This is a genomic window from Nocardia sp. NPDC050799 (assembly GCF_040654015.1).
Lineage (GTDB): Bacteria > Actinomycetota > Actinomycetes > Mycobacteriales > Mycobacteriaceae > Nocardia.
The window spans coordinates 59,383-85,138 of record NZ_JBFAHF010000013.1 but is presented as its reverse complement, the minus strand read 5'-3'; the positions used below and the strand labels follow the sequence as shown (position 1 = coordinate 85,138).

At 69.7% G+C, this 25,756-nt stretch carries 22 protein-coding genes and 2 pseudogenes; 11 read left to right on the top strand and 13 right to left on the bottom strand.

Annotated features, from left to right (window positions below; translation table 11 throughout):
- Positions 1 to 128 precede the first annotated feature (128 nt).
- A pseudogene (locus AB0H42_RS15740) lies at positions 129 to 380 on the top strand (diaminopimelate decarboxylase); the annotation flags it as partial.
- A gap of 57 nt (positions 381 to 437) precedes the next feature.
- Here the strand turns inward: AB0H42_RS15740 and AB0H42_RS15735 are convergent.
- Positions 438 to 5,048, bottom strand: a complete 4,611-nt coding sequence (locus AB0H42_RS15735; protein ID WP_357055797.1) for a cation-translocating P-type ATPase — start codon at positions 5,046 to 5,048, stop codon at positions 438 to 440.
- 325 nt (positions 5,049 to 5,373) lie between these two features.
- On the opposite strand from AB0H42_RS15735, the gene AB0H42_RS15730 reads away from it, so the two are divergent.
- The 3 genes from AB0H42_RS15730 (at position 5,374) to AB0H42_RS15720 (ending at position 9,492) form a co-directional block, all read left to right on the top strand.
- Positions 5,374 to 6,882 carry an SDR family oxidoreductase gene (locus AB0H42_RS15730; RefSeq protein WP_357055794.1) on the top strand — a complete coding sequence of 503 codons (1,509 nt, stop codon included), beginning with the start codon at positions 5,374 to 5,376 and terminating at the stop codon, positions 6,880 to 6,882.
- 84 nt (positions 6,883 to 6,966) lie between these two features.
- Complete coding sequence (locus AB0H42_RS15725) at positions 6,967 to 8,037, top strand: crosslink repair DNA glycosylase YcaQ family protein (protein ID WP_357055791.1); 1,071 nt, start codon at positions 6,967 to 6,969, stop codon at positions 8,035 to 8,037.
- A 267-nt stretch (positions 8,038 to 8,304) separates the two neighbouring features.
- Positions 8,305 to 9,492 (top strand): zinc-dependent alcohol dehydrogenase, encoded by a 1,188-nt coding sequence (locus AB0H42_RS15720; RefSeq protein WP_357055789.1) that lies wholly within the window; start codon positions 8,305 to 8,307, stop codon positions 9,490 to 9,492.
- Positions 9,493 to 9,516: 24 nt separating this feature from the next.
- Here AB0H42_RS15720 and AB0H42_RS15715 read toward each other — a convergent pair whose 3' ends face one another.
- Positions 9,517 to 10,254, bottom strand: a complete 738-nt coding sequence (locus AB0H42_RS15715) for a sulfite exporter TauE/SafE family protein (protein ID WP_357055786.1) — start codon at positions 10,252 to 10,254, stop codon at positions 9,517 to 9,519.
- Positions 10,255 to 10,590: 336 nt separating this feature from the next.
- Between AB0H42_RS15715 and AB0H42_RS15710 the strand changes: the two genes are divergently transcribed.
- A complete protein-coding gene (locus tag AB0H42_RS15710; RefSeq protein ID WP_357055783.1) occupies positions 10,591 to 11,049 on the top strand; it encodes a MaoC family dehydratase in 459 nt (152 codons plus the stop codon).
- 14 nt (positions 11,050 to 11,063) lie between these two features.
- On the opposite strand, the gene AB0H42_RS15705 is transcribed toward AB0H42_RS15710, so the two are convergent.
- The 6 genes from AB0H42_RS15705 to AB0H42_RS15680 all read right to left on the bottom strand — a co-directional run bounded on the left by AB0H42_RS15705 (position 11,064) and on the right by AB0H42_RS15680 (position 16,632).
- Positions 11,064 to 12,191, bottom strand: coding sequence for an NDMA-dependent alcohol dehydrogenase (locus AB0H42_RS15705; protein ID WP_357055780.1), 1,128 nt, complete (start codon positions 12,189 to 12,191; stop codon positions 11,064 to 11,066).
- 187 nt (positions 12,192 to 12,378) lie between these two features.
- Positions 12,379 to 13,200 (bottom strand): mycofactocin-coupled SDR family oxidoreductase, encoded by an 822-nt coding sequence (locus AB0H42_RS15700; protein ID WP_357055777.1) that lies wholly within the window; start codon positions 13,198 to 13,200, stop codon positions 12,379 to 12,381.
- Positions 13,201 to 13,332: 132 nt separating this feature from the next.
- Positions 13,333 to 14,046, bottom strand: coding sequence for a 3'(2'),5'-bisphosphate nucleotidase CysQ (locus tag AB0H42_RS15695; RefSeq protein ID WP_357055774.1), 714 nt, complete (start codon positions 14,044 to 14,046; stop codon positions 13,333 to 13,335).
- A gap of 123 nt (positions 14,047 to 14,169) precedes the next feature.
- The gene (locus tag AB0H42_RS15690; protein ID WP_063814553.1) at positions 14,170 to 14,316 is read right to left on the bottom strand and encodes a DUF1059 domain-containing protein; all 147 of its coding nucleotides are present in this window, start codon (positions 14,314 to 14,316) and stop codon (positions 14,170 to 14,172) included.
- Positions 14,317 to 14,774: 458 nt separating this feature from the next.
- Positions 14,775 to 16,049 carry a cytochrome P450 gene (locus AB0H42_RS15685; protein ID WP_357055771.1) on the bottom strand — a complete coding sequence of 425 codons (1,275 nt, stop codon included), beginning with the start codon at positions 16,047 to 16,049 and terminating at the stop codon, positions 14,775 to 14,777.
- A 136-nt stretch (positions 16,050 to 16,185) separates the two neighbouring features.
- Positions 16,186 to 16,632, bottom strand: a complete 447-nt coding sequence (locus AB0H42_RS15680; protein ID WP_357055768.1) for a hypothetical protein — start codon at positions 16,630 to 16,632, stop codon at positions 16,186 to 16,188.
- Between the two features lie 140 nt (positions 16,633 to 16,772).
- Here AB0H42_RS15680 and AB0H42_RS15675 point away from each other — a divergent pair, with 140 nt between their 5' ends.
- Genes AB0H42_RS15675 through AB0H42_RS15660 form a run of 4 tightly spaced genes read left to right on the top strand, consistent with a single transcriptional unit; the run spans position 16,773 to position 19,079 of the window.
- On the top strand, positions 16,773 to 17,150 hold the full coding sequence (locus tag AB0H42_RS15675) for a metalloregulator ArsR/SmtB family transcription factor (RefSeq protein ID WP_357055765.1): 378 nt from the start codon (positions 16,773 to 16,775) through the stop codon (positions 17,148 to 17,150).
- The gene (arsB, locus tag AB0H42_RS15670; RefSeq protein WP_357055762.1) at positions 17,147 to 18,238 is read left to right on the top strand and encodes an ACR3 family arsenite efflux transporter; all 1,092 of its coding nucleotides are present in this window, start codon (positions 17,147 to 17,149) and stop codon (positions 18,236 to 18,238) included. The genes AB0H42_RS15675 and arsB overlap by 4 nt, the downstream gene beginning before the upstream one ends.
- Complete coding sequence (locus tag AB0H42_RS15665) at positions 18,238 to 18,657, top strand: low molecular weight phosphatase family protein (protein WP_357055759.1); 420 nt, start codon at positions 18,238 to 18,240, stop codon at positions 18,655 to 18,657. Before arsB ends, AB0H42_RS15665 begins: the two co-directional genes overlap by 1 nt.
- A 14-nt stretch (positions 18,658 to 18,671) precedes the next feature.
- Positions 18,672 to 19,079, top strand: a complete 408-nt coding sequence (locus AB0H42_RS15660; protein ID WP_357055756.1) for an arsenate reductase ArsC — start codon at positions 18,672 to 18,674, stop codon at positions 19,077 to 19,079.
- 50 nt (positions 19,080 to 19,129) lie between these two features.
- Here the strand turns inward: AB0H42_RS15660 and AB0H42_RS15655 are convergent, their stop codons facing one another.
- From AB0H42_RS15655 to AB0H42_RS15645, 3 genes and pseudogenes are all read right to left on the bottom strand, one after another.
- Positions 19,130 to 20,215: an NAD(P)/FAD-dependent oxidoreductase gene (locus tag AB0H42_RS15655; RefSeq protein WP_357055753.1), complete on the bottom strand. Its 1,086-nt coding sequence runs from the start codon at positions 20,213 to 20,215 to the stop codon at positions 19,130 to 19,132.
- Positions 20,212 to 21,434: pseudogene (locus AB0H42_RS15650) on the bottom strand (MFS transporter). The gene AB0H42_RS15655 and the pseudogene AB0H42_RS15650 overlap by 4 nt, the downstream one beginning before the upstream one ends.
- Entirely contained in the window at positions 21,431 to 21,955 is a 525-nt protein-coding gene (locus AB0H42_RS15645; protein ID WP_357056031.1) for an ArsI/CadI family heavy metal resistance metalloenzyme, read from the bottom strand. The pseudogene AB0H42_RS15650 and the gene AB0H42_RS15645 overlap by 4 nt, the downstream one beginning before the upstream one ends.
- 96 nt (positions 21,956 to 22,051) lie before the next feature.
- Here AB0H42_RS15645 and AB0H42_RS15640 point away from each other — a divergent pair, with 96 nt between their 5' ends.
- Both AB0H42_RS15640 and AB0H42_RS15635 read left to right on the top strand, forming a co-directional pair.
- A complete protein-coding gene (locus AB0H42_RS15640; RefSeq protein ID WP_357055750.1) occupies positions 22,052 to 22,411 on the top strand; it encodes an Rv2640c family ArsR-like transcriptional regulator in 360 nt (119 codons plus the stop codon).
- 250 nt (positions 22,412 to 22,661) lie between these two features.
- Positions 22,662 to 23,690 (top strand): oxidoreductase, encoded by a 1,029-nt coding sequence (locus tag AB0H42_RS15635; RefSeq protein WP_357055747.1) that lies wholly within the window; start codon positions 22,662 to 22,664, stop codon positions 23,688 to 23,690.
- 21 nt (positions 23,691 to 23,711) lie between these two features.
- Here AB0H42_RS15635 and AB0H42_RS15630 read toward each other — a convergent pair whose 3' ends face one another.
- Positions 23,712 to 24,593 (bottom strand): acyl-CoA thioesterase domain-containing protein, encoded by an 882-nt coding sequence (locus AB0H42_RS15630; RefSeq protein WP_357055744.1) that lies wholly within the window; start codon positions 24,591 to 24,593, stop codon positions 23,712 to 23,714.
- A 166-nt stretch (positions 24,594 to 24,759) separates the two neighbouring features.
- Positions 24,760 to 25,521, bottom strand: a complete 762-nt coding sequence (locus AB0H42_RS15625) for an SDR family NAD(P)-dependent oxidoreductase (protein WP_357055741.1) — start codon at positions 25,519 to 25,521, stop codon at positions 24,760 to 24,762.
- Between the last annotated feature and the right edge of the window lie 235 nt (positions 25,522 to 25,756).

Below are 25,756 nucleotides of genomic sequence, written 5' to 3'. Positions count from 1 at the left end.
TATGCCGCGTCGGGGCACGGCCGTCGTCGGCGCGCGGTCAATGTCCGGTCAGGAACGGGTCGCGGGAGGTCAAGGTCACGTCAAGACCGCGTCCGGTACTCCGGCGGGCGCGTAGTCCTGGACCTGCCGTGGCCTACCGTCCCGGCGATGCCGAACTGAACCTGGCCGAACTGGCCGATATCGTCGACGACGCGCTCGACGCCGCCTGCGCCCGTCATCGTTTCCCGCGCCCGGCGATCGCGATGGAGCCGGACCGGGCCATCGTCGCGCGGGCCGGGGTCACGGTGTGCCGCGTGATGTCGGTCAAGCGGATCGAGGGCGGCACCACCTTCGTCACGGTCGACGGCGGGATGAACGGCGATCTGCGGGTCGCGCTGTTCTCCGGTGGGTCGACCCACCGGAGATCCGGGACCGTCCGGGTCCGGCGCCGCGAAACCTCAGGCGTACTGCGGCGACTCCGCTCGCGCCGGGGACTCATCGAGTTCGAGGGGAGCCGGGACCGCGTCGGCCTGTCCGTCCTGCTCCATCCCGGGCAGCAGTCGCGGCAGTACCGTCGCTCCCGCGGTCGCGGCCAGCGCCGAGGTGTTCGCGATCGTCCACCCGACCGGCCCCAGCGGAGTGCAACCGAAGTACGCCCCCAGACCGGGTGTCATCACGATCACCCCCAGCACCGCGCCGCTGGCGGCGGTGGTGAGCCAGACGAGCGGGCTGCGGTAGCCCGCTACCAGAGTCTGACCGAGCTGGGTGCCGATCAGCGCCACCAGACCGATGGTGTCCGCGCGACGCTGGGTACCGGTGTAGCGGCCGGCCATCCAGGCGACCGAGGCGCCGGTGGCCGTCGCGACCCCACGAACCCCGATGGTGCGCAGCAGATCGGCGCCGAGACTGGCCGGTGGAATCGCGGCCAGCTGATCCGCGCGCTGCTCGACCCAGCGCGGATCGCTGTCCGGCTCGGGGGTCTCCTGATCGCCGGCCAGGGCGAGCGCGAGCGCGGGGAACATATCGGTCAACAGGTTCACCAGCAAGAACTGGCGGGTCCCCAGTGGAGCGCGGCCGCCGACGGCGGTACCGAACAGCGTGAACGCGACCTCGCCCGCGTTACCGCCCACAAGGACGGCCACCGCGTCGGCCACCCGCTGCCACATACTGCGGCCCTCGACCAGCGCGTGCAGCAGTGCCCGCGGATCCGGTTCGGTGAGGACCAGGTCGGCGGCATTGCGGGCGGCGGCCGAACCGTGCGCGGCGATCCCGATCCCGATATCCGCGGTGCGGATCGCCGCGGCGTCGTTGCTGCCGTCGCCGGTCATACCCACCACATGTCCGGTCCGGCGCAGCGCGGCCACGATACGCACCTTCTGCTCGGGGTCGACGCGGGCGAACACGGTGCTGCGTTCGATGAGTGCGGTCTGCGCGGTGTCGTCGAGTTCGTCGAGGTCGGCGCCGGTGGTGACGGTGTCGACGGTAATACCCAGCCGGCGCGCGACGGCCGCCGCCGTGACCGGATGATCGCCGGTGATCATCCGGACCCCGACACCGTTGTCCTCGAGCGCACGGACCAGATACGGAGTCTGCGGCCGGGGCGTATCGGCGATCCCGAGGAATCCCATCAGGGTCAGCCCCTCGACCACGTCCTCGACATCGTCGGGCGGATCGGAGAGGTCGCGCCGGGCGACCACCAGCACCCGCAGACCCTGTTCCGCGAGATCGTGCACGGTGGCCTCGGCCCGTTCGCGCTGACCGTCGGTGAACGCCCCATCCGTCTTACCGGACGCGCCGCCGCGGACCCGGGTGCATCGGGGCAGTACGACCTCCGGCGCACCCTTGACCACCAGGCGCAGTTTGTGCGCGGTCCGGCCGAATGCCGCCGCGTACCCCCGGTTGGATTCGAACGGTATCTCGTCGATCGGGTCCCACCGGTGCGCGTCCTCGCCCAAGATGTCGGCGGCAGCGTCCAGCACGGCCCGATCCGTGGCGTGCAGGACCGGCCCGTTGTCCGGGTCGGGGCAGGCGCGCGCCGCGGCCCGCAGCAGCCGCCGGGCGGCATCGCTGTCGCTGCCGGGCTCCCACTGCTCGTCCAGATCGGCGAGCGCGGTCAGCCGCAGTCGGCCCTCGGTCAGAGTGCCGGTTTTGTCGAAGCACAGGGTGTCCACCCGGCCCAGGGCCTCGACCGCGCGGTTGGCGCGGACCAGAACGCCGTAGCGGGACAGCCGCCGTGCCGCGGCGAGCTGCGCCACGGTGGCGACCAGGGGTAGCCCTTCGGGTACCGCCGCGACCGCGACCCCGACCCCGTCGGCGATCGCCGCCCGCAGGGTGCGGCCGCGGAGACCGCCGAGCGCGGTCACGATCGCGCCGCCGGAGAGCGTGAGCGGCAGCGCGCGATCGGTGAGTGCCCGCAGCTGCGCCTGGACGCCGCCCTTCTCCGGCGGTACCGCGCCCGCGGTGGCGCGGCCCGCCTGGGTATCGGCACCGACCGCGACGACCACGGCCACCGCGGATCCGCTCACCACCGTCGTGCCCTCGAAAACGAGGCAGGCGCGGTCGCCGAGCGCCGCACCGGGCGTGGCCTCGACCTGTTTGGGTACCGTCACCGACTCGCCGGTGAGTCCGGACTCGTCCATTTCCAGATCCTCGGCGCGCAACAGCCGGGCGTCGGCGGGCACCACTTCACTGGCACGGATCGTGAACACATCGCCGACCAGCAGGCAGTCGGCGGGCAGATCCGCGCCGGCCGGGTCCTCCGCATCGATATCGGCGCGGTCGATCACCCGCCCGGACAATCGCTCGCCCTCTATGAGATCGAACAGCTCGTTCTCGGCGGCCTGGCGCTGGCGCGCGGAGATCATGGCGTTGACGGTGAGTACCGACGACAGCAGTACCGCGTCGGAGGGTGAGCCGAGAATCGCGGTCGCCGCGGCGCCGACACCCAGGATCGGCGTGAGCGGATCGGCCAGTTCCCGGCGCATATGGCCGAGGAAATCGCTCAGCGACGACAGCCGGGCCGCCACCGCGCCGCGGTCCGCCGGTTCGTCGGTGGCGCGGTCGGTCGCCGGTGCCGGTTCGGGCAGCCGGGCCAGCACCTCGTCCGGTTCCAGCGCGTGCCAGGGCAGCTGTGGCGCGTGCTCGGCGGACGGCCGGGCCCGGACCGCGCGCGCACCGGCCACCGCGCCGTTGAACAGGCCGGCGAAATTCGCGGCGATCATGGGTGCGGTCCGGGAGCGGGAGGCGGGCGAGGCCGCGAGCAGTAACCCGGTCAGACTGCACGCCGACAGCGCCAGCGTGCGGCCGCGTTCGCTGACCTGCCGGGCGGGCCCCACCAGGGCGAGGGCGCGCTGCACCTGGCCGAGGTCACGGCACAGCAGATCAGCCGTCCAGGGCACATGGATACCGCCGCCTTTGCCGCCGATGATGCCGACCGCGACGTCGGCGTGGTCGAGTGCCTTGTGCGCGCGGGTGGCCAGCACGGCGACCACATGCCCCTGCTTCTGGAGGCGGTGGACATGGGAGCTGATCGAACCGTGGGCGTTGACGAACTCGTCGGCGAGGCTGCGGAGTTCACCGGCGTCCCGGTGGCCGGCGAGCACCACCCGCAGCCCCGCCCGCCGCGCCGTACCGAGCACATCGTGTGCCCGCGGGTCGAGCTCCCGCCCGATCAGTACACGGCCGAGGATCCGTTTGCCCTCACGTAGCTCACGCCATACCGGGCGGCTGGTGGTACCGCGGTCGGGAGCTCCCGACTCGGGGCGGACCAGCCGCACCGCCTTCTTTTCCCCTGGATCGGCCTCGTCGGTGCCGGCCCACAGCAGCCGTTGCGCGGTGCTCCAGACCCGCGCCTCCGGCCAGCCCTCATCGGTCGTCTCCACCTCGAGCACCACTCGCCCGGATGTGGCCAGTGCTTCGCCGTCGACCACCAGAGCGGTGAGCCTGTCGAGCCGCCGCCACACCGCCGGATGCAGAGTGAGTACCCCGGCGCCGGCGAGCGCGGTGGATACCGTCGCAGCGAACACCTCCCGGCCGGCGCGGGCCGTTTTCGGTGCGCCCAGCAAGAGGGCGTCCGGCACGTCACCGATCCGGCCCAGACCGGCCAGCGTGGCGGCTCCCGCCAGCGAGGCGGCCGCCGTTTCGTCGGCGACCCGTTCCACCGGGCCCCGCGGCATGTCGGCGGGCCGGGTATGGGACGGGAGCGGTTCGGCGACCCCGAAATGCTCGGCGTCGACGATATCGGTCTCCCACTGCTGCCACTGCCCGCGCCGGGCCAGTGCCTCGGTGAGGATGAAGCCGCGCTGGACGGTATCGGCCAGCAGGTTGGTGACGCCACCGGCCGCGCCCTCACCCAGCGCGGCCCCCGCGGCGTTGGCGATGGCGAGGAGCAGGTCGGCGCGGGAGCGGCCCAGCCGCTGTTCCAGATGTGTGCGCAGCCGGGGCTGGGCGTCGATGAACGCCGCCACCGCGCGCACACTGTGCATCACACCGCGCAGTGGCGGAACCGTACCCGCGGCCGACACCGCGATGGCACACACGTCACCGGCCACTTCGATGGCCGCGGCCAGGACCGGTTCCCGGTCGGCCGGAAATTCGGCGGCGCGACTCCAGTCGGTGTCGGCGACAGCGGACTCCTCTTCGACCTCTTCCACCACCGCCAGCAGTTTCTCCAGGTCGGCGCCGCTGGACAGCGCGGTGACGATCCGGCCGGTGACCGCGTTGACCCGCCACCACTCCACGCCGCGTAGCCGGCCGAGGTGCTGTTCCAGCGAGCGGGTCACCGCCGACCCCTGACCGTTGTCCAGACCGCGCACCTCGATGGTCGCGTGATCCTCGGTCACCTCGACCCGGCGCTGGGCGCGGCGGTCACGCGGGTCGATCAATGCCGCCAGATCGTCGCGCAGACTCGCCGCCTCGTCGGATTCGAGCGTCGAGAGACCGGAGGCGACGGTCGTGACGATTTTCTCCGCCGCCCGCCACGGCACCTCGACCGCCCGGACACCGGTGTCGACGGCACGGCCGGTTCCGGTGCGCACCACCGCGGCCGCCGTGGAAACCGGAGCGGTCAACAAGCGGGGAGACAGCATGCTTCGCACAGAGGGACCCATAGGTGAGCGCCTACCCTGCGCAGGCCCGGTCAAACGCTGCCGACCGGCATATCCGCTGCTCGGAGCGCGGTCGCGGCGGCAGGTATCGAGTGCGAGTCGGTGCCCGGGTGCAGCGGTGTCGGCATGCCCGCAGCGCCGCCCCCGGGCTAGCCTGCAAGGGTGCGGTGGGCAGGACCCCCGTACTCGGCAGAGCACGGCGCGGCCGCGAGGCGGGCGGTCGCGGTGAGCGCTCAGCAGCGGTTCTCGCCGGGCCGCGATCACAGGCGACCCCGACGGAGGAGGTCCCATGCGCTGTGTGGTGTTCGGGGCCACCGGTTATCTCGGTGGTCGCCTGGTTCCGGAACTCCTGCGCGCCGGTCATACGGTGCGGGTGCTCGCGCGGACTCCGGGCAAGCTCACCGACGCGCCGTGGCGTGACCGGGTGGAGATCGTGCGCGGTGATGTCACGGTCGCCGCGGAGGTGCGTACGGCGCTGGCCGACCAGGAGGTCCTGTACTACCTGGTCCATTCGCTGACCCGCTCGGATTTCGACACCGTGGACCGCGAGGCGGCGACCATCGTCGCCCGGGAGGCCGCGGCGGTCGGGCTCGGCCGGATCGTCTACCTCGGTGGGATAGCGCCCGTCGGACAGGGCCTGTCCCGGCACCTGTCCTCGCGCGCGGAGGTCGGCCGAATCCTGCTCGACGGGGCCGTGCCCGCGCTGGTGCTCCAGGCGGCGGTGGTGATCGGCTCGGGTTCGGCCAGTTTCGAGATGCTGCGCTACCTCACCGAACGCCTGCCCGCGATGGTCACCCCGCGCTGGGTACGGTCGCGGATCCAGCCGATCGCCGTCCGGGATGTGCTGTACTACCTGACCCGGGCGGCGGAACTCCCGGCCACCGTGACCGGCGCCTTCGATATCGGGGGGCCGGATGTCCTCACCTACGAACAGATGATGCGGGTGTACGCGCAGGTGGCCGGGCTGCCGCGGCGGGTGATCGTCCCGGTGCCGGTGCTGACGCCGTGGTTGTCGGCACAGTGGGTGAACCTGGTGACGCCGGTACCCCGGGCGATCGCGGTTCCTCTGATGGAATCCCTGGTCCACGATGTTGTATGCGCCGAGCACGAGATCGCCGCACACATCCCCGACCCCGACGGAGGTCTCATCGGGGTCCGGCGCGCCGTGGAACTGGCGTTGACCCGCATCCGGGATGCGGATGTGCCGACCCGCTGGTCGGATGCCGGGCCCGCGCCCGCCGAACCGTTGCCCACGGATCCGGCGTGGTCCGGCGGATCTCTCTACCAGGACCTCCGGGAACGTCCGACAACCGCGGATCCGGCCGCGCTGTGGACGGTGATCGAGTCGATCGGCGGCGAACACGGCTGGTATTCGTTCCCGCTGGCCTGGTCGCTGCGCGGCTGGCTGGATCGCCTCGCCGGCGGGGTCGGACTGCGCCGCGGCCGGCGCGACCCGCACCGGCTCCACGAGGGGGAGGCCCTGGACTGGTGGCGGGTGGAACAGATAGAACGGCCTACCCTGCTGCGCCTGCGCGCGGAAATGCGGGTGCCGGGCCGGGCCTGGCTCGAGCTGGAAGTGCGGCCGGGCAACGGCGATACCGGCGCGATCTACCGGCAGCGAGCCGTATTCGAGCCGCATGGACTGGCCGGGCATCTGTACTGGAAGTCGATCGTCCCCTTCCACGCCCTGATCTTCGGTGGGATGACCCGCAACATCACCGGCGCGGCCGAGAAGACGGACGGTGGTCGCGGCGGCGTGCCGAGTTCGCTGCGCCGACCGGGCCGGGGAGAACGCTGAATCCTGCCTTTCACGACCTAGTTCGAGGCGGGCGGGCGCAAGCGGCGCGGCACGCTGTCGGAGAGCGCCGATACCCTCGGGCCCATGTCACTGGCATGGTTGCGTTCCCACGCCGTCGCCTGGTCACTGCCGCGCAGTCCGGGCTCACTCGCCACGGCCCTGGCCGAACTGGAGTTCGTGCAGGCCGACCCCATCCGTTCGCCCGCCCGGGCGCAGGACCTCATCCTGCGGCACCGGGTGCGCGGCTACCGGGCCGGCGATCTCGACCGTGCCTACCGCGCACTCGGAATCGACGAGGATCTCCTCTACGCCTACGGCTACACCGTCCCCCGGCTACGCCCCTACCTGCATCCCCGCCACCACCCGCGGGGAACCGACGGCGAGTTCCCGCACACCGGGCAGTCGTCGGCGGTACTCGATTTCGTCCGGGAACGCGGCGTAGTGCACCCGCGCGAGCTGCAAGCGCAATTCGGGCACCGCGGCGTGGTCAACGCGTGGGGCGGCACCTCGTCGGCCACCACCGTCGCGCTCGAGGAGCTGCACCGCTACGGGCTGCTACGGGTGGCCGACCGCGTTTCCGGTATCCGCCGCTACGAGATCGCCGAGCTCCCGGACGTCATCCTGGACCCGGCCGAGCGCCGGCGGGTCCTGGCGCTGCGGGTGGCGCGCACGCTCGCCCCCGCCACCGAATCGACCCTCGCCGCCACGGTCAATCGCATCGTCCGGCCGATCGGCGGCGCGACCGGTTCGGCGACTCTCCGCGAACTTTTGGCCACCGGCGAACTGTCCGCCCTGACCGTCGACGGAGTCCGCTACCTGTGGCCGTCGGATCTGGAGTCCGCCGACCGTGCGCCGCAGGCACGGGTCCGCTTCCTCGCGCCCTTCGATCCGCTCGTCTGGGACCGGAAACGTTTCGGCCGGATCTGGGGCTGGGATTACCGATTCGAGGCATATACCCCCGTCGCCCAGCGGGTCCGCGGGTACTACGCGATGCCCATGCTGTGGCGCGACCGCGTGATCGGCTGGGCGAACTGCGCGGGTCCGGGCAGCGCGGTCGAGGTCGGATACGTGGACAGCCCCCCGAAGGGCCGGGCCTTCGTCACCGCCCTGGACGCGGAAACCCAGCGCCTGCACACCTTCCTGGGCCCGAACTGATTCGGCGGCGAGTTCCATCACCAGCGTGACCTCCGCGGTCGAAGACTTCTACGGAAAGGTCGTACAGCCACTTCGGGAGTGGACCCGCGGCCCCGAAACAGGCCGAGCCGCTGCTGCCCGCGGCGGCCGGCGTCTGAGGCGTTGCGCGTTTGTCCCCGAAGGTCGCGGGTAGCCGCTGACGGATCGGCCCCGGCAGTCGCGGCCCGACCGGATCGCGGCCCACTCGTTCTGCCGGGGCGGCAGTACTCGAGTCCGGAGGTGGCGGAGATGAAGGCGGTGACCTGGCAGGGAAAGCGGAATATATCGGTCGAGGAGGTGCCGGATCCCGGGATCCGGGAGCCGGGCGATGCGGTAATCCGGGTGACCTCCACGGCGATCTGTGGCTCGGATCTGCACCTGTACGAACTGCTCGGTGCCTATATGACCCCGGGCGATGTGCTGGGCCACGAGCCGATCGGCATCGTGGAAGAGGTGGGGCCCGATGTGCGGAATCTGTCGGCGGGCGACCGGGTGGTGGTGCCGTTCCAGATCAGTTGCGGCCGGTGCGAGATGTGCCGGCAGGGTTTGATGACGCAGTGCGAGACCACTCAGGTCCGGGATCAGGGCTGCGGGGCGGCGCTGTTCGGCTACTCGAAGCTGTACGGCCAGGTGCCCGGCGGTCAGGCCGAATACCTGCGGGTACCGCACGCGGATTTCACCCATATCCGGGTGCCGTCCGACGCGGGCGATACGCGCTACCTGTTCCTGTCCGACGTGCTGCCGACGGCGTGGCAGGCCGTGGAGTACGCGGGCGTTCCGGAGGGCGGGTCGGTGACGGTGCTCGGGCTGGGGCCGATCGGCGATATGGCCGCCCGGGTGGCGCATCATCGCGGGTTCCGGGTGATCGGGGTGGACCTTGTTCCCGAGCGGCTGGACCGGGTCGCCGCCCGCGGTATCGAAACCATCGATCTGCGGGCGGTCGGTGACGGCCTGGCCGATGCCATTCGCGACCGCACCGAGGGCCGGGGCACCGATTCGGTGATCGAGGCGGTCGGGATGGAGGCGCACGGGTCGCCGCTGGCCGCTACGGCGCAGCGTGTGGCATCGTTTCTGCCGACGCGGTTGGCGCGGCCCGCGATGGAAACCGTCAGTGTGGACCGGCTCGCGGCGCTGCACACGGCGATCGATATCGTCCGGCGTGGGGGCACCATCTCGATCATCGGTGTCTACGGCGGAACGGTGGATCCGATGCCGATGCGGATCTTGTTCGACAAACAGATCCAGTTGCGGATGGGTCAGGCGAATGTGAAGCGCTGGGCCGACGACATCCTGCCGCTGCTCGACGACAGCGATCCGCTGGGCGTGGATTCGTTCACCACCCACCGGATGCCGTTGTCGGCGGCGCCGGAGGCCTATCGGATGTTCCAGGCCAAGCAGGACGGCGCGGTCAAAGTGGTGCTCGACCCCGCCGCGTGAGCCGGGCCCCGGCCACCGGCCCGGTCAGCTGATCGCGAGATAGCCGGCGAGCCCGAATCCGCACAGGGCGACACCGATGCGCATGGCGGTCGGCGGCAGGCGGGCGACCAGCGGTGGCCCGTACCATCCGCCGGCGAACGCGCCCAGGCCCATAGCCAGCGCGGCAAGCCAGTGCACCGGCCCGAAGACGGCGAAGCCCACGGCCGCGACCAGGTTGGCGACACCGGTCAGCACGCTCTTGAGCACACTGGCCCGCCAGATGGTCTCCGAGGTGCAGACGAGGATCAGGGCGAGGAACATGATGCCCACCCCCGCGCCGAAGTAGCCGCCGTAGAGGGCGACGACGGCGGTGGCGAGCGGGTAGAGCCGGGGAAAGGTCCGGCCGCCGGCGAGTTCGCGCAGTGTGGGCTGGAGCAGCAGGCTCGTCGAGGCCATGGCGATGAGGAAGGGGACGACGGCGGCGAAGACCTCCGCCGAGGTGGTGAGCAGCAGCGCGGCGCCGCCGAGCCCGCCGAGGGCGGCGCAACCGGCGTGGACCAGCAGCGCCCGGGAGTTGTCCTTGACCGCCGCGCCCGCCTTGGCGGTCGAGCCGACTCCGACGGCGACCATGGCGACGGTATTGGTCACATTGGCCGAGACCGGCGAGAGTCCGGCGGCGAGCAGGGCCGGATACGAGATCAGCGAGGCGATCCCGGTCACGTAGCCGACGAGCCCGGCGAAGAATCCGGCGACCGTGACGAGGCAGAAGGTGAGCACGGTCAAGGGTGGATCTCCTCGTGGAACGGAGGCCGGCGGGCGGCGCCGCCGAGGTCGGGGGTTGGACGGCCGGGGCACCCTCGGTGTGCCGGTCGTCGCGGCGCCGTTGCCGGATCGTGCCGGGGACGATCTGCCGCAGCATAACGGTCGTACGGGTTACCGGGGTGACGGCCCGCGGCTGTCCGATCGTCGGGGGCGGGGCGTATGGTGTCGCACCACGGAATTTGCGACGAATAGAGAAATTGTCTCTTAAAGGCTTGAACTCGTGCCCGAAGTGCGGAATACCTATTAGGGGAACAGGTGACGCCGCGACCGCGCGGCACAAATCCGAGGAGACGGACAGTGCGCACATTCACCGGCAAGGATGAGATTCTCGCCGCGGTAGGGGAGACCCTGGGCACGAGCGACTGGGTGGAGGTCACCCAGCGGATGGTCGACCAGTTCGCCGAGGCCACCGGAGACCATCAGTGGATCCATGTCGATCCCGAGCGCGCGAAACGGGAGAGTCCGTTCGGCGGGCCCATCGCGCACGGCTATCTGACGCTGTCGTTGCTGCCGCTGCTCGGCTCGCAGATCTTCGGCTTCGCGAACGCCAAGCTGGGCATCAACTACGGCTCGAACAAGGTCCGGTTCCCGAGTCCGGTGCCGGTCGGCGCGAAGGTGCGGTCCACGGCCGCGCTGGCCGATGCGACCGAGGTATCCGGCGGTGCGCTGCAGTTGGTCGTGCAGCACACGGTGGAGATCGAGGGTGGGTCGAAGCCGGCCTTGATCGCGGAGGCGGTGAGCCGGGTCGTGTTCTGACCCGGCGCCACGGGTCAGCGGTCCGCGTCGGTGAAGCGAATGATTCCGCGGATATTGCGGCCCTCGAGCATATCGGCGACACCCTCGTTGATCTGCTCGAGGGTGTATTCGCGGGTGATCATATCGCCGAGCCCGAGGTCGCCCAGTTTGTAGAGCGCGAGTACCTCGGGAATGAGGAGTTGCGGGTTTCCGCCACCGAACAACGTGCCGCACAGACTCTTCTGCTGGAAGGTGAGCGCCGAGAGGTTCATGCGCGGATTGGTCTCCGCGGCATCGCCGGTGGCGGCGAGGACGCAGCTGCCGCCCTTGGCGGTGATCCGCATCCATTTCGCCAGATCGTGGCCGTCGCACCGCCCGACCGCGACGATCACCGTACGGCACATCTGGCCGCCGGTGACCTCCTCGATGCCGCCGATCGCGCTGTCGATCGTCGGATAGATATGGGTGGCACCGAATTTCGCCGCCTGCGTCCGCTTCGATTCGATCGGGTCCACCGCGAAGATGCGGCGGGCGCCGGAGATGACCGCCGCCTGGATCGCCGCGGTGCCGACCGCGCCCGCGCCGACCACCGCGACGTCCTCGCCCGGGCGGACCGTCGCCGTATTGACCACCGCTCCGTACCCGGTGGTGACACTGCAGCTGGCGAGGCAGGCGATATCGAAGGGAATCGACGGGTCGATCTTGACGACCGAACTCTTGTGCACGACCGCATAGGGGGCGAACGCGCCGATCAGCGAGGTGGGGTGCACATTACGGTCGCGGGCACGGATGCGGAAGGTGCCGTCGGACACCGCGCCCCGGGTGAGCAGATCCTGGCCTCTGTCGCACAGATTGTGATGACCGGATAGGCAGGATTGGCATATCCCGCAGGCCGGGATGAAGGAGAACACCACGTGATCGCCCACGGCGAGCTGCTCCACCCCGGCGCCGACCTCGATGATCACACCCGCCCCCTCGTGCCCGCCCAGGATCGGGAATGCGGCGGTGGGCACATCGCCGCTGGCCAGGCGCTGATCGAACTGGCACAACCCGGCGGTCTCGACCCGGACCTTCACTTCGCCGTCCTGGGGGTCGCCGATCGCGATCTCCTCGACCGACCACGGCTGCGCGTAATCCCAGATCAATGCACCCTTGGATTTCATCGGCTTCCCTTACTGTCGTGGCGGTGTCGCGCGTCGGTTCGCGGCAGTACCCAGATTGCCCGATAATGGCGTTCTCGAAAAGTGTTATATCGAATTTTCCCTGCACGGTGTCCGCCGGGCCCGGGGTCACGGCCGCACCGCCCACGGGCCGCGCGGATCCGTGGGCGGTGCGCCGCGAACCGGCGGCTCAGTACTGCGCCGCGCCCAGATCGACCGAAATACTGGTAGCGGTGACGAACCGGGATTCGTCACTTGCCAGCCAGCACACCGCGTCGGAGATGTCCTCGGGCTGTGCGATACCTTCCGGCAGCAGGGGAGTGTTCATCCGCGCCAGGAGTTCGTTGGTCTCCGCGGCCCGGGTGAGCGCGCCGACCATGTCCCCGGAACCCATCGGCGTGGCGACCGGCCCGGGGGCGACACTGTTGACCCGGATCGAATGTTTGCCGAGTTCGGCCGCCAGGGCGCGGGCCATCCCGGTGACGGCGTGTTTACTGGCGGTGTAGTGCACCATGAACGGCTGCATCGCCACCCCCGAGGCGGAACTGATCAGGATGATCGAGCCACCCCGCCCACCCTCGATGATCCGGTGCGCACCGGCCGCCACGGTGTTCCAGGTGCCGGTGACATTGGTGTCGAGAACCGCCTGGAACGACTCCGGGGTGATGGCGTCCCAGGGTTCGGGGATGCAGATCCCGGCGTTGGCGACGATCACGTCGAGCCGGCCGAACGCGGCCATCCCGGCATCGACGGCGGCCCGCAGTGCGGCCGGGTCTCGGGTATCGGCCGCGTCGGCGACGATCTTGCGTCCGGTTTCCTCGACCAGTCCGACGGTCTCGTCGAGATCGCCGGGAGTCGCGGCGTCGTAGGGGACCGCGGGCGGCAGCGGACCGCACAGGTCCACCGCGATGATATCGGCGCCCTCGGCCGCCAGCCGGACCGCGTGGGCCCGGCCCTGACCGCGCGCCGCGCCGGTGACGAAAGCTACTCTGCCGGATAGTCGACCGCTCACTTGCCGTTCTCCTGTCGTTGCGAACACATCCGACCATTGTGTGCCGACCGGGACGCGCTGCGCACGCACCGGAATCACGTGCGGGCCAGGACCGTGCGGATGTGCGCGGCGGGCCGGGGGCCGTCGGGCGTGCTACTCCGACAGCGCCTTCAGGGCCAGTTCGGCCAGTTCGGGGCGGCAGATCAGCAGATCGGGGAGATAGGGATCGGGGCGGTTGTAGATCAGCGGGCTTCCGTCCAGACGGGAGACATGTAACCCCGCCGCGGCCGCCACCGCGACCGGTGCGCAGGAATCCCATTCGTACTGGCCGCCCGAGTGAGCGTAGATATCGGCGATGCCCCGGACCACCGCCATCGCCTTGGCGCCGGCCGAGCCCATCGGCACTTCGGTCGCCCCCAGCCGGGCCACCAATCGCCGGACCTCGAAGGACGGCCGGCTGCGCGAGAGCGCCACCCGCACGGTCCCGGGCGGCGGTGGTGGCGGGAGGACCGGCGGCCGGCCGGTGTGCAGCACCAGACCCTCGGCCGGGAGCGCGACCGCCCCCGCGGCGGGCTTTCCGTCCACCGCGAGCGCCACGTGTACCGCCCAGTCTTTTCGCGCGGGTTCGCCGTACTCCCGGGTCCCGTCGAGCGGGTCGACGATCCACACCCGGGAGTGCCGGACGCGGTCGCCGTCGTCGGGTGATTCCTCCGAAAGCACCGCGTCCGCCGGGCGTTCGGCGGCCAGCCGCCCGAGCAGGAAGCTGTCGGACCGCCGGTCGCCGACAGCGCCACCGAGTTCCCGGATGCCGAGCAGCAGTTCCCCGGCTTCGCCGGCCAATGTCGCGGCGAGTGTGTGGTCGTCCATGAGGATCCTTCCCGGCGAGCGGTGCCGCCCAGATCCATATACCACGGTGCGTCCGGTGCACTCGTCACACGGTTCCGCGGACCGGACCGCGGATCACCGGCCCGGACGGGCCGGCGTGCCAGGTCAGTAGGCGATGAACAGGATCTCGTCGCGCGAGTAATCGTGGCCGGGATGGTTCTCGGTGAGATGTTTGCGCACGACGTCGACCAGTTCGTCCTCGGTGGCGCCGGTCAGGTGCTCACCACAGGGGCAGTTGAGCCTTGTCTTCACAGGAATTCCTCTCTTCGCGTTGCACGATCGGGAACAGCGTACGTCTCCGGTGGCCGGCACGACGGCGATCGGAGGCTGCCGTGACCGTGTCCGGGGTCCCCGGCGCACGGGTCACCGGGGGCGATCCGCCCCCGGGATTTCTGTGCCGTTCGGCCCCCGGGTGGCCGCGCACTGTGCCACGCCGGCCGATGTACACAGTAAGACGGCCCGGACCGCGGCGCACCCCGCCGCCCGGTTGTCGCGGCATGCCGGCACGGGGGTGGAGAGCATGGCAACACCGGTTATCGTCGGCGCCGCACGGACCGCCATCGGACGATCCTTCACAGGTGCCCTCACCAATGTCGCGACCGAGATCCTCGCCACCACCGTGCTGCCCCGCTGCGCCGCCGCGGGGGGATCGGGGTGGCGGCGATGGCGCCGGTGGTGGTCAGGGCGGCGCGGTGATCCTCGAGGTCTGATCAGGCGTGCCGCACGAGCATCCGTTTGATGCCGTGGACGAAATCGCTGTGGACGTACTCCGGGTCGCCGAGCACCACCTCGGGGATCCGGGGCAGCAGTTCGTGGAAGAGCAACCGCAGTTGCATCCTGGCCAGCCACGCGCCCAGGCAGAAGTGGGCTCCGCCGCCGCCGAAACCGGAATGCGGATTGGGGTCGCGGGTGAGGTCGAAGATATGGGGCGCGTCCAGTGCGGCCTCGTCGCGATTGGCCGAACAGTAGAACAGCACCAGTTTCTCGCCCGCCCGCACCCGGGTGCCCGCGACCTCGGTATCTGTCACCGCGTGCCGGGCGAAATGAACGACCGGCGTCGCCCAGCGGATGAACTCCTCGACCGCGCCGCCGAGCCGCGCCGCCGGATTCTCGAGTAGCCATTCGCGCTGCGCCGGATGGTCGATCAGCGCTTTGAAGCCGTGGGAGGTGGTCTGTTTGGTGGTGTCGTTCCCCGCGGAAGCGAGCAGGACCATGAACGCGCCGATCTCCTCGTCGGCGAGGCGGTGGCCGTCCACCTCCGCGGCCACGATCGCGGACATCAGGTCGTCGCGTGGTGCGCGGCGGCGGCGCGCGGCGAGTTCGGTTCCGGCGCCGTGCAGGATGGTGAATTGGGACACGAAGAAATCGGCCCGTTCCTCGAGGCTCGCGTATTCCTCGTCGGTGGAGCCGAACATCGCCTCGGCCGCATACGCGACGGTCTCCCGGTCGGCGCGGTCGATGCCGATCATGTCCGAGACAGTGCGCATGGGTAGTTTTCGGGAGAGGCTGTCCACGAGGTCCACCGGCCGCTCGCCGCGCAGGTCGGCGAGGAACTCGTCAACGATTTCGGCGGCGTTGGCACTGATCTGGGATTCGATGCGCCGCACCTGTTTCGGGGTGAACGCGGCGCTGATGAGGCGCCGGTACCGGGTGTGCTGCGGCGGGTCCATGGTGAGGAAGAAGGTCGTCGGCCGCTGCAGCTCCACCGGCATCGGGTCCATGCTGATACCCAGGCCCGAGGTGAACAGGTCCGGGTGGCGGCTGATGTAGGCGATATCGCGCTGCCTGGTCACCGCCCAGAATCCGGGTTCGGAGTGCGGGAAGACAGCGGGTGCCGGTGCGTGCCAGGTGAGTCCGGGTTCGGCGCGCAACCGAGCGAACACTTCGTCGCGAGCCGCGAAGTCACGGGCCCAGAACTCCGGTCCGGAGATATCGAGCCGGTGGAAGCGGCGGGTGGTGGCCGGGGCGCTGTCGGCAGGGTTCATGAGCGGCTCCGAGCTCGGCAGACCATGGGTACCGCACGCGGAGCAGGCCGGGGACGAGCGCGCGCCGGTAGGAATACTGTAGTGCGCGTGCCGATTCCCGGCGGCTGCTTCCGGTGAATCGGACGACGCCCGGCGCTCACTGCGGGAGGACGTCGGGTGGCGCCTCGACGGACGCGGCCGACGGCGCGGCGACCGCCCGGACGGTGTCCGGCCATCCGGCCGGACCGGACGAGAACGAAATCTCTCGCGCACCGGAGCGAAAACTGTATCGATGCGAGACATTCGTCAGTTCCCGTCGCCTTTTCCGCATTCCGAACTCGAACTCTTGGCGCAGTCTGTCCAACTCGGCTGCTCTTGCCTCGAGCTCCAGCCGACGGGCTCTTCTGTCGAAGGCTCTGTCTTCAGCGTTGTCAGCGGACTCCTCGCGACTACGAGCCTTGTGCTCCAACCGTCGATAAGCGGTGAAGGTCGGCGCACCGATGCCTCCGAGTAACCCGGCCGGCCACCAGCTGTGCTGGGAGATGCCAACGATAGGTCCTACGATTCCCGCGCCGATCGTGAAGACCAACATCAGATCGGCCATGATGTGATCGACCCGCGCGGACCGAATTCGGTACCAACGAGACGGGCTCCTGGGCCGCAAAGATGCCGTGCTCCTGCAGGTGGGGCTGTTCACCGGGTGTTCGTTTGCGTCTCGACATAGATGTTTGTCAATATCGATTCATGTCTAAGTCGCAGTTGCCGGTGATACCGGTCGAGGCCTGCAACCCCGCCCCGCGCGTGCGGGAGTCCCTGTCGGCGCAGGACGCGGTGGAGTTGGCCACGGTGTTCAAGGCTCTGTCGGATCCGGTGCGGCTGCGGCTGTTGAGTTCGATCGCGTCGCGGGCCGGGATGGAGGCGTGCGTGTGTGATCTGTCCGAGGGCATCGACCTCACCCAGCCGACCATCTCCCACCACTTGAAGGTGCTGCGCGGCGCGGGGTTGCTGACCAGCGAACGCCGTGCGTCCTGGGTCTACTACCGGGTGATCCCGCAAGCATTGCAGCGGGTCTCCGACGCGCTGCTGCTGGAAAGCGGCGAGATCGCCGCGGTGACCGCGTGAGCACCACCGACACCACCACCAACGCCGCGGAGCAGGGTGTGGTCGGCAAGCTGTCGACACTGGATCGGTTCCTGCCGGTGTGGATCGGCGTGGCCATGGCCGCCGGGCTGTTGCTGGGCCGGTTGATCCCCGGGCTCGGCGACGCGCTGGCGGCGGTGGAGATCGACGGGATCTCGCTGCCGATCGCGATCGGCCTGCTGATCATGATGTACCCGGTGCTGGCGAAAGTCCGCTACGACCGCCTCGACACCGTCACCGGCGACCGCCGCCTCCTGGCCGGGTCACTGGTGTTGAACTGGCTGCTCGGACCGGCGCTCATGTTCGCCCTCGCGTGGCTGCTGCTTCCCGATCTCCCGGAGTACCGGACCGGGTTGATCATCGTCGGTTTGGCCCGCTGTATCGCGATGGTAATCATCTGGAACGACCTGGCGTGCGGTGACCGTGAAGCCGCCGCCGTGCTCGTCGCGTTGAACTCGATATTCCAGGTCATCATGTTCGCGGTCCTGGGCTGGTTCTATCTCTCGGTCCTGCCCGGATGGCTCGGGTTGGAGCAGGCCGGCATCGAGGCCTCGCCGTGGCAGATCGCGAGATCGGTGCTGATCTTCCTCGGGATTCCGCTGCTGGCCGGGTATCTCACCCGCCGGTTCGGGGAACGGGCCAAGGGGCGCGACTGGTACGAATCCACCCTGATCCCGAAGGTCGGGCCGTGGGCGCTCTACGGGTTGCTGTTCACCATCGTGCTGCTGTTCGCCCTGCAAGGAGACCGCATCACCTCCCAGCCTCTCGACGTGGTCCGGATCGCGGTGCCGCTGCTCGCCTATTTCGCGATCATGTGGGGCGGGGGCTATCTCCTCGGCGCGGTCATGGGCCTGGGCTACGAGCGCACGACCACACTCGCGTTCACCGCGGCGGGCAACAATTTCGAGCTCGCCATCGCGGTCGCGATCGCCACCTACGGCGCCACCTCCGGGCAAGCCCTGGCCGGTGTGGTGGGTCCGCTGATCGAGGTACCGGTTCTGGTCGCGCTGGTCTATGTGTCACTGGCACTGCGCAACCGATTCCGCGCCACATCCGCGGTGGGGTCGTGATGAGTACGGCCCCGACGGTGCTGTTCGTGTGTGTGCGCAACAGCGGCAAATCGCAGATGGCGGCCGGGCTGATGCGCCGGGCCGGCAGCGGGCAGGTTGTCGCTTTGTCGGCGGGCACCGATCCGGGTACGAAGCTCAATGCGTTGTCGGTGGCCGCGCTCGCCGAGGTCGGGGTCGATATCGGCGGTGAGCACCCGAAGCCGGTGGATCCGTTGCTGTTGCACGCCGTGGATCTGGTGGTCGTCCTCGGCCGTGAAGCCGACCTCGATATCGCGCCCGGTGTGCGGGTGCGGCGGTGTGATACCGACGAACCGTCGCGGCGCGGGATCGAGGGGATCGAGGGGATGCGGTTGGTCCGCGACGATATCGCCGCGCGTGTGCGCGGATTGCTCACCGAACTCGCTACTCCCTCCGTGTGAAAGAGGCTGCTGCTGTGTCCGAGCCCAGTGTGTTGTTCGTCTGCGTGCACAACGCCGGCCGCTCCCAGATGGCCGCCGCGTTCCTGGCCCACCTGGCCGGCGGGACGGTCGAGGTCCGTTCCGCCGGTAGTGCTCCCGCCGAACACCTCAATCCCGCCGTCGTGCAGGCGATGGCCGAGGTCGGGATCGACATCACCGGCCAGGCCCCGAAAATTCTCACCCCTGATGCGGTGCAGTCCTCGGATGTGGTGATCACCATGGGCTGCGGTGACACCTGCCCGGTGTTCCCCGGCATCAGCTACCGCGACTGGGACCTGCCCGACCCGGCCGGCCACGGCATCGAGGCCGTACGTCCGATTCGTGACGAGATCCGCGCCCGCGTCCAGGCTCTGATCACCGAACTCGTTCCGGCCGATACCTGACATACGGCGCGGGCCCGACCAGATACTGGTCGGGCCCGCGTTGTTGCCGGTCAGCGCACCCGCACCGCGTCCGCCTCCGTTGCGGCGGGTTGCAGGCGTCGCACCAGGTAGGCCGCATCGCGGCCGACCCCACGCAGTGAGTTCGACGACGGGGTCCGCTGCCACTCCAGCCCGAGGAACCCCAGCCCCGGGTGCGTGGTCGACAGACCGTGGCGCTGGTGCGGGATCCCGGTCTCGGTGAGCGCCCCCGTTCCGGCCAGGTAGGGCAGGTGCGGGCGGTACCCGGTGGCGAAGACGATCGCGTCCACCGAGGTGCGGGTGCCGTCGGGCCACACCACACCCTCGGGTGTGAACGCGGTGAACATGTCCCGCCGCAGTGGTTTCCCGGCCGCGAGCGCGGCGCGGTAGCGGCCTTCGTCGAGCACCGGTTGCGTCGGTGCCTCCTTCACGAGTCGGGCCAGCGGGGCGGCATCGAATCCGGTGACCGTGAACCAGAAATGCACATCCCGGCCCAGCGGCCGCTGCGGCACGAAATTCACCGGTGCCCGGCTGGCCAACACCACTTCAGTGGCCTCGGCGAGCTCGGTGGCGATCTGCACCGCAGAGTTTCCCGCACCCACCACGACGACCCGCTGACCCGCGAACTCACCCGGATCGCGGTATTGGCTGGCGTGCAGGATCCGGCCCTCGAACTCGTTCTGCCCGCCGAGGATCGGCAGGAATGGGGAGCCGAAGGACCCGGTCGCCGCGATCACCCGTGGCGCGGTGAACACCGCACCCGTACCGGTGGTGACCGTGAATCCGTCGCTGCCGGTGGAGGTGACGGTTTCGGCGGGGGTGTCGGTGTGGATATCGGCGTCCAGGCCGGCGGCGTAGGAGCGCAGGTAATCGATCACCTCATCACGGTGGGGATAGCGGTCCGGATCACCGGGGAACCGGCGCCCGGGCAGGGCACTGTAGCGGGCCGGGGAGAACAGGGTCAGGCTGTCGTAATACCGCGGCCAGGACCCGGTCGCCTCGTGGGCGGCTTCGAGGATCGCGGTGTTCAAGCCCTGGTTGGTGAGGTGGTGGGCGGCGGCGAGGCCGGATTGGCCGCCGCCGATGACCACTGCGTCGCAGGTGTATTCGGTTGTCACAAGGTCTCTTTCTCCGAAACGGCGACCCCGGTCAGGGTCGCGGTGAGCGCGGCGACGGCGGCGACCGCACCGAGGACGAGATAAGCGTTGGCGTAGCTGCCGGTCCACGCCGAAAGCACGGTGCCCGCCCACGGGGCCAGTGCCGACACGATCACCACCGGTGCGGACAACAACCCGTTCAAACGGCCGTAATGGGTGGCGCCCCACCGTTCGGTGATCGCGGTGGCCTGGATCAGGGTGATGATTCCGCGCACCAACCCGGCGCCGATCGCGACCGCGATCAGCACGATCACGGCCGACACCATGCCGAGCAGGGCGGTGGAGGCGGCGAGCGCGGCCAGGACCAGCACGGTGCGGGCGGTGACACCGGTGTAGCGGGCCAAGGGCAGGTACCCGATCCGGCCCAGCACCTGCCCGGCGCCGCCGAGCCCGAGCGCGGTCGCGGCCAAACCCGGGCCGAAGCCCCGTTCCTGCAGCAGGGCGACGAGGTTGAAGATGCCGGCGAAGCCGGCGAACGCCGCCAAACACATGGTCACCACCAGGGCAGCGAAGCGCGGGCTACGCGCGATCCCCGAATGATCGGCGTGCGCGGCGACGGCGGGCGCCGGTGGGTCCGGCCATGTGTCCTGTAACCCGAACCAGTGCACCGGCACCGTCCCCACCGCCAGCACGACCGCGAGGACGAGATAGGTGACGCGCCAATCGGTGTGCGCGTCCAGAGCGGCGGTCAGCGGCGCGAACACCGTGGACGCCAGCCCGCCGGCGAGGGTAAGATCATCAGCGCGGTCACACTGTCGGCACCCCACCATCGGGTCAACGCCGCGAACGCCGACGGATACAACACCGCGCCCATCGCCACCCCCGCCGTCAGCCAGCCGAGATAGAACACGGCCAGATTCGGTGCGGCCGCGATCGCCACCAGGGCGACCGCCCCGAGAACAGATCCTGCGGTCATCACCCTCCGTGGGCCGGTCCGGTCGATGACCGCACCGACCGGGATTCCGGTGAGCGCGGTCGCGAGCTGGCCGAGCGAGAACGCCGCGGTGATCACCGGCGCCGACCACCCCGTCTCGGCGGTAATCGACACCGACAACACCGGGAACGCGTAATACAGAATCCCCCAACTAGAGATTTGGGTCAGGCACAGCACCGCCAACACCCGGCGGCGCCCCGCCCGCGGCAACCCCACTACCGCGGGCGCGGTCTCCACCTCGGTCACTCCGAGATCCGAGCTCTACCGGGCGGCGGCAGGCGCGCAGCACGCCACCTTCGACTCCGCTTCGCCTCGGCCTCGCCGCGGCCGTCGGTGCCGCAACACGCCTGCACCGCCGCATCGTCGTCCTTTCCGGCGAACCGCGGTTCGGTGCCGAAATGCTCGGTATCGGCGAGGACCGTGTAGACCTCCCACCGCTCTTTGCTCGGTCCGGTGACCCAGACTTTGTCCTGGGTGGCGAAGCAACACGTCGTCGCGATCTGCTCCTCGGTGAACAGACCCGCCTCCGACAGGCGCGCGATCTCGGCGTGCACCTTCTCCGAGGACTCCACCTCCACCCCGAGGTGGTTCACACTGCCGCCCCGGCCCGGGTTCTCGATGAGGACCAGCTTCAGCGGCGGCTCGGTGACCGCGAAGTTCGCATAGCCGGGCTTGCGCTTCGCGGGCTGGACTCCGAACAGGGTCGAGTAGAACTCGACCGCCTGGTCCAGATCGTCCACATTGAGTGCGAGCTGAACACGTGACATCATGACCACCACCTGTGTGACATATATCGAAGGGTTGACAGCGCCCAGTGTGCCACCTTTTCGACATAAGTCAACGTCGTAGGTAGGATGGATTTCATGCCCAAAGCGCTGCCCGTGATCGACATGACCACCCCACTCTGCTGTCCGCCGGTAGCGGCCGGCCCGGTCGACGACGAAGCGGCCCTGCACGTCGCACTGCGGCTCAAAGCCCTGGCCGACCCGGTGCGGGTGAAGCTGATGTCGCTGCTGTTGGCCAGCGCCGAAACCGGCCGCAACGGTGGCGAACTCGCCGACGCGGTCGGGTTGTCCGAGTCGACGGTCAGTCATCACCTCGGCCAGCTCCGCAAAGCCGGGCTGGTGAACTCTGAACGCCGGGGAATGAGCGTCATCCACCGTGTCCACCGCGACGCTCTCGCCGCGCTCTGTGTGGTCCTCGACCCCAACTGCTGCCGGTAACGCGGCGCCCGCTTCGGCTCGGTCACCCGGAGCGCGACTTGTCGGGTGGAAGGGGGAGCGTTCGGCGACGGACGGTCCGGTGGCTCTGCTCGGGGCCGGGTGGGTGTGGCGCCGGTCGATCTCCTCGGCCGTTTTCGGAAATATCATTCTCATTAGAGAGAATTGCTTTATACTTCGGCTGGACAGGCTGCCCTCGGCAGGTGACCATCCGGGTCGAGGGGGCGGCGTGAATCGGGACTGGAGAGATACCGTGAGCTCTTCGAACGAACCGTGGACAGTGGCCGACACACCTGACCAGTCGGGTCGTATCGCCGTGGTGACCGGGGCGAACACCGGCATCGGACTCGAAATCGCCCGGGGCCTGGCCCGCCGGGGCGCGACGGTCGTGCTCGCCTGCCGCAACGATATCGCCGCCGCGACGGCGAAGGCCGATATCGAGGACTCGGTACCGGGCGCCGACATCCGGACCGCGCACGTGGATATCGGTGATCTGGGCTCGGTCGCCGCCTGCGCGCGGCGGTTGCACGGGGAACTTCCCGGGATCGACCTGCTGATCAACAACGCCGGTGTGGTGGCCGGTAGCTGGACGCCGACCGTCGACGGATTCGAAAGCGATTTCGGGATCAATTTTCTCGGGCATTTCGCGTTGACCGCCCGGCTGACCGATCTGATCACCGCCGCCCCGGCCGGCCGGATCGTCAGTGTGGGCAGCCTGAGCCACGGTCGCCGCAACGCGGCACTGGATTTCGAGGACCTGCAGTCCGAGCGCAGCTTCGGCCGGCTGGTGACCTACTCGCGCTCGAAAATGGCCTCCATGACATTCATGGTCGAATTGCAGCGCCGGCTGGCGGCCGCCGGTTCGCGAGCGCTGTCGGTCGGCGCCCACCCCGGCGGGGTGCGGTCGACCATTCTGCGTGATCAGAGCCTGCTGGTCCGGATCGCCTACAGCGATGTAGTGATGACGCTGGCACGCCTGGTCACCCAGACGCCCGAGGCGGGCGCCCAATCCGTACTCCGGGCCGCCCTCGATCCGGGGGCACCCGGTGCCGGGTTCTACGGTCCGGTGCAACGATGGGGACTGGTCGGCCCGCCGGTGCGCTTGTCCACGCCGGCCGGAGCCGCGGACCCCGCGGCCGGGCGCCGGCTGTGGGCGATCGCCGAAGAGCTGACCGGCGTCGAGTTCGGGCTCGGATCGCCGCACCGCCCGGCCGCGGGTGATGTCCCGGCGACCGGCGCCGCGGCGGCCCCGCGGGCGGAGGCGGCCGGCGAGAGCGCGTAGCCGCGCGAAGGGGTACCGGAGTCAGCGGGACGTCCGGGGACGGATCAGTCCCTCCTGCATCGTGGTCGCGCACAAGCGGCCCGCCCGGTCCAGGATCTCGCCGTGCGCGAGCCCGCGGCCGCCACCCGCCCAGCGCCCGTGCTGATCGTGCAGGAACCACTCGTCGACCCGCAGCGGCGCGTGGAACCAGATCGAGTGGTTGACCGTGGCGACCTGGAGTTCCCGGTCGCGCAGGGCCGCACCGTGCGGACCGGTGGTCGCCGAGAGCAGCAATAGATCGCTCAGATACATCAGGCACGCGGCCTGCTCGAGGCCCGTATCGGGTACCGGCACCCGAGTGCGCAGCCACACCCGCTGCCGGGGACCGGAGACGGCTCCGCGCATGGCGTGCGCCCGGGCGGGCGGATCGGGGAACCGGGCGTCCACGCCGAGCGCGTCGAGGAAGGTGGTGGTCCAGCGCAGGGCTTCGGGATGCTCGCCGAAGGCCTCCGCGAGATCGGGCACTTCGTCGGGGCCGGGGGTGTCGAGTGCGGCGACCTGATGGGCCAGGCCTTCCTCGGGGCGATGGAACGACGCGAGCATCGTGAAGATCACGCGACCGTGCTGGATGGCCTCGACCCGCCGGGTGGAGAACGAGCCGCCGTCCCGCACCGGCTCCACTACGAACTCGGTGGGCACGGTGGTGTCGCCCGGGAGCAGGAAATAGGTCTGTGCGGAATGGATGGGCCGGTCCGCCGGTGCGGTCAGCCCCGCCGCCAGCACCGCTTGTCCCGCGACTTCGCCGCCGTAGCTGCGGTGTGCGGGTCCGTCGTGGGTGCGCCCGCGGAAGCGATGGTCGCCGACGCGTTCGAGAGCGAGCCGGTCGGCCACCGATTCCGCGGGCCGCACGCTCTCCAGGGTCATGGCCACCTCCGTGGGGCGCGATACGGCCATGTGCCGCGGTGTCGGACAAGGTCGCATCCATTATGGTGTGGGCGCCCGCCGCGCCCGCCGCGGCCGGGCGCCGGCTCCTCACACGACTCCGGGGCACTGCCGTGCCGCTGGGGGCAGTGCCCCGGTTCGCGGTGATTCACTTGGGCGCGAAGCGCATTCCGGCGTCCAGGCGCAGACACTGGCCGTTGAGCATGCCGTTCTCGACAATGGCGGCGGCCAGCTTCGCGTACTCCGCCGGACGTCCCATCCGCTTGGGGAATGCGTTGCCGGCGACCAGCGGGGTGACCATCTCCTCGGGCACTCCGGCGAGGATGCCGGTATCGAAGAGCGACGGCGCGATGGCCAGCACCCGGACACCGACCGAGCCGAGGTCGCGCGCCATGGTCAATGCCATGCCGGCGATACCTGCCTTGGCGGCGGTGTAGGCGACCTGCCCGATCTGGCCCTCGAAGGCGGCGATCGAGGCGGTGTTGATGATGACCCCGCGTTCGCCGTCGGCGTTCGGTTCGCCCTGGCTCATATGCCAGGCCTGCAACCGGTTGAGGTTGAAGGTGGCGATCAGGTTCAAATTGATGATCTGGGTGAACGATTCCAGATCGTGCGGGCCCGTTTTGGACAGCGTGCGTTTGGCGATCCCGCCGCCGGCGGTGTTGACGGCGATATCGAGACCGCCCAGTTCGGCCGCCGCGTCGGCCAGCACGGTTTCGACTCCCGCGTGGTCGGTGACATCGGCCTCGAAGAAGGAACCACCGAGATCGGCCGCGACCTTGTTGCCCTCACTTGCGGTCCGGTCGATGATCACGACTTTTGCTCCGCGCGCGGCCAAGAGCTCGGCGCTGGCCCGCCCCATCCCGGAGGCGCCTCCGACGACGACTGCACGTGTTCCCTGAATCTCCATTGTTCCTGTCTTTCTCGGTGTGATGCTCGGTCGTCGCACACGTATACCGGCCTACGTTATAGCGGCGGGGTACGACCGGACCACGGTTTTCGTAGAAGTCTCGGTGATAGTGCTGGTCATGTGCTCAGAGTCGTTCGGCTGTATCGAGCGGATAGCGTTGATCGGCCCGATCCTGGTAGCCGTAGTGGAAGGTCACCACGAGTTCGTCGGCCACCTGGATCAGTAATCGCGGCCC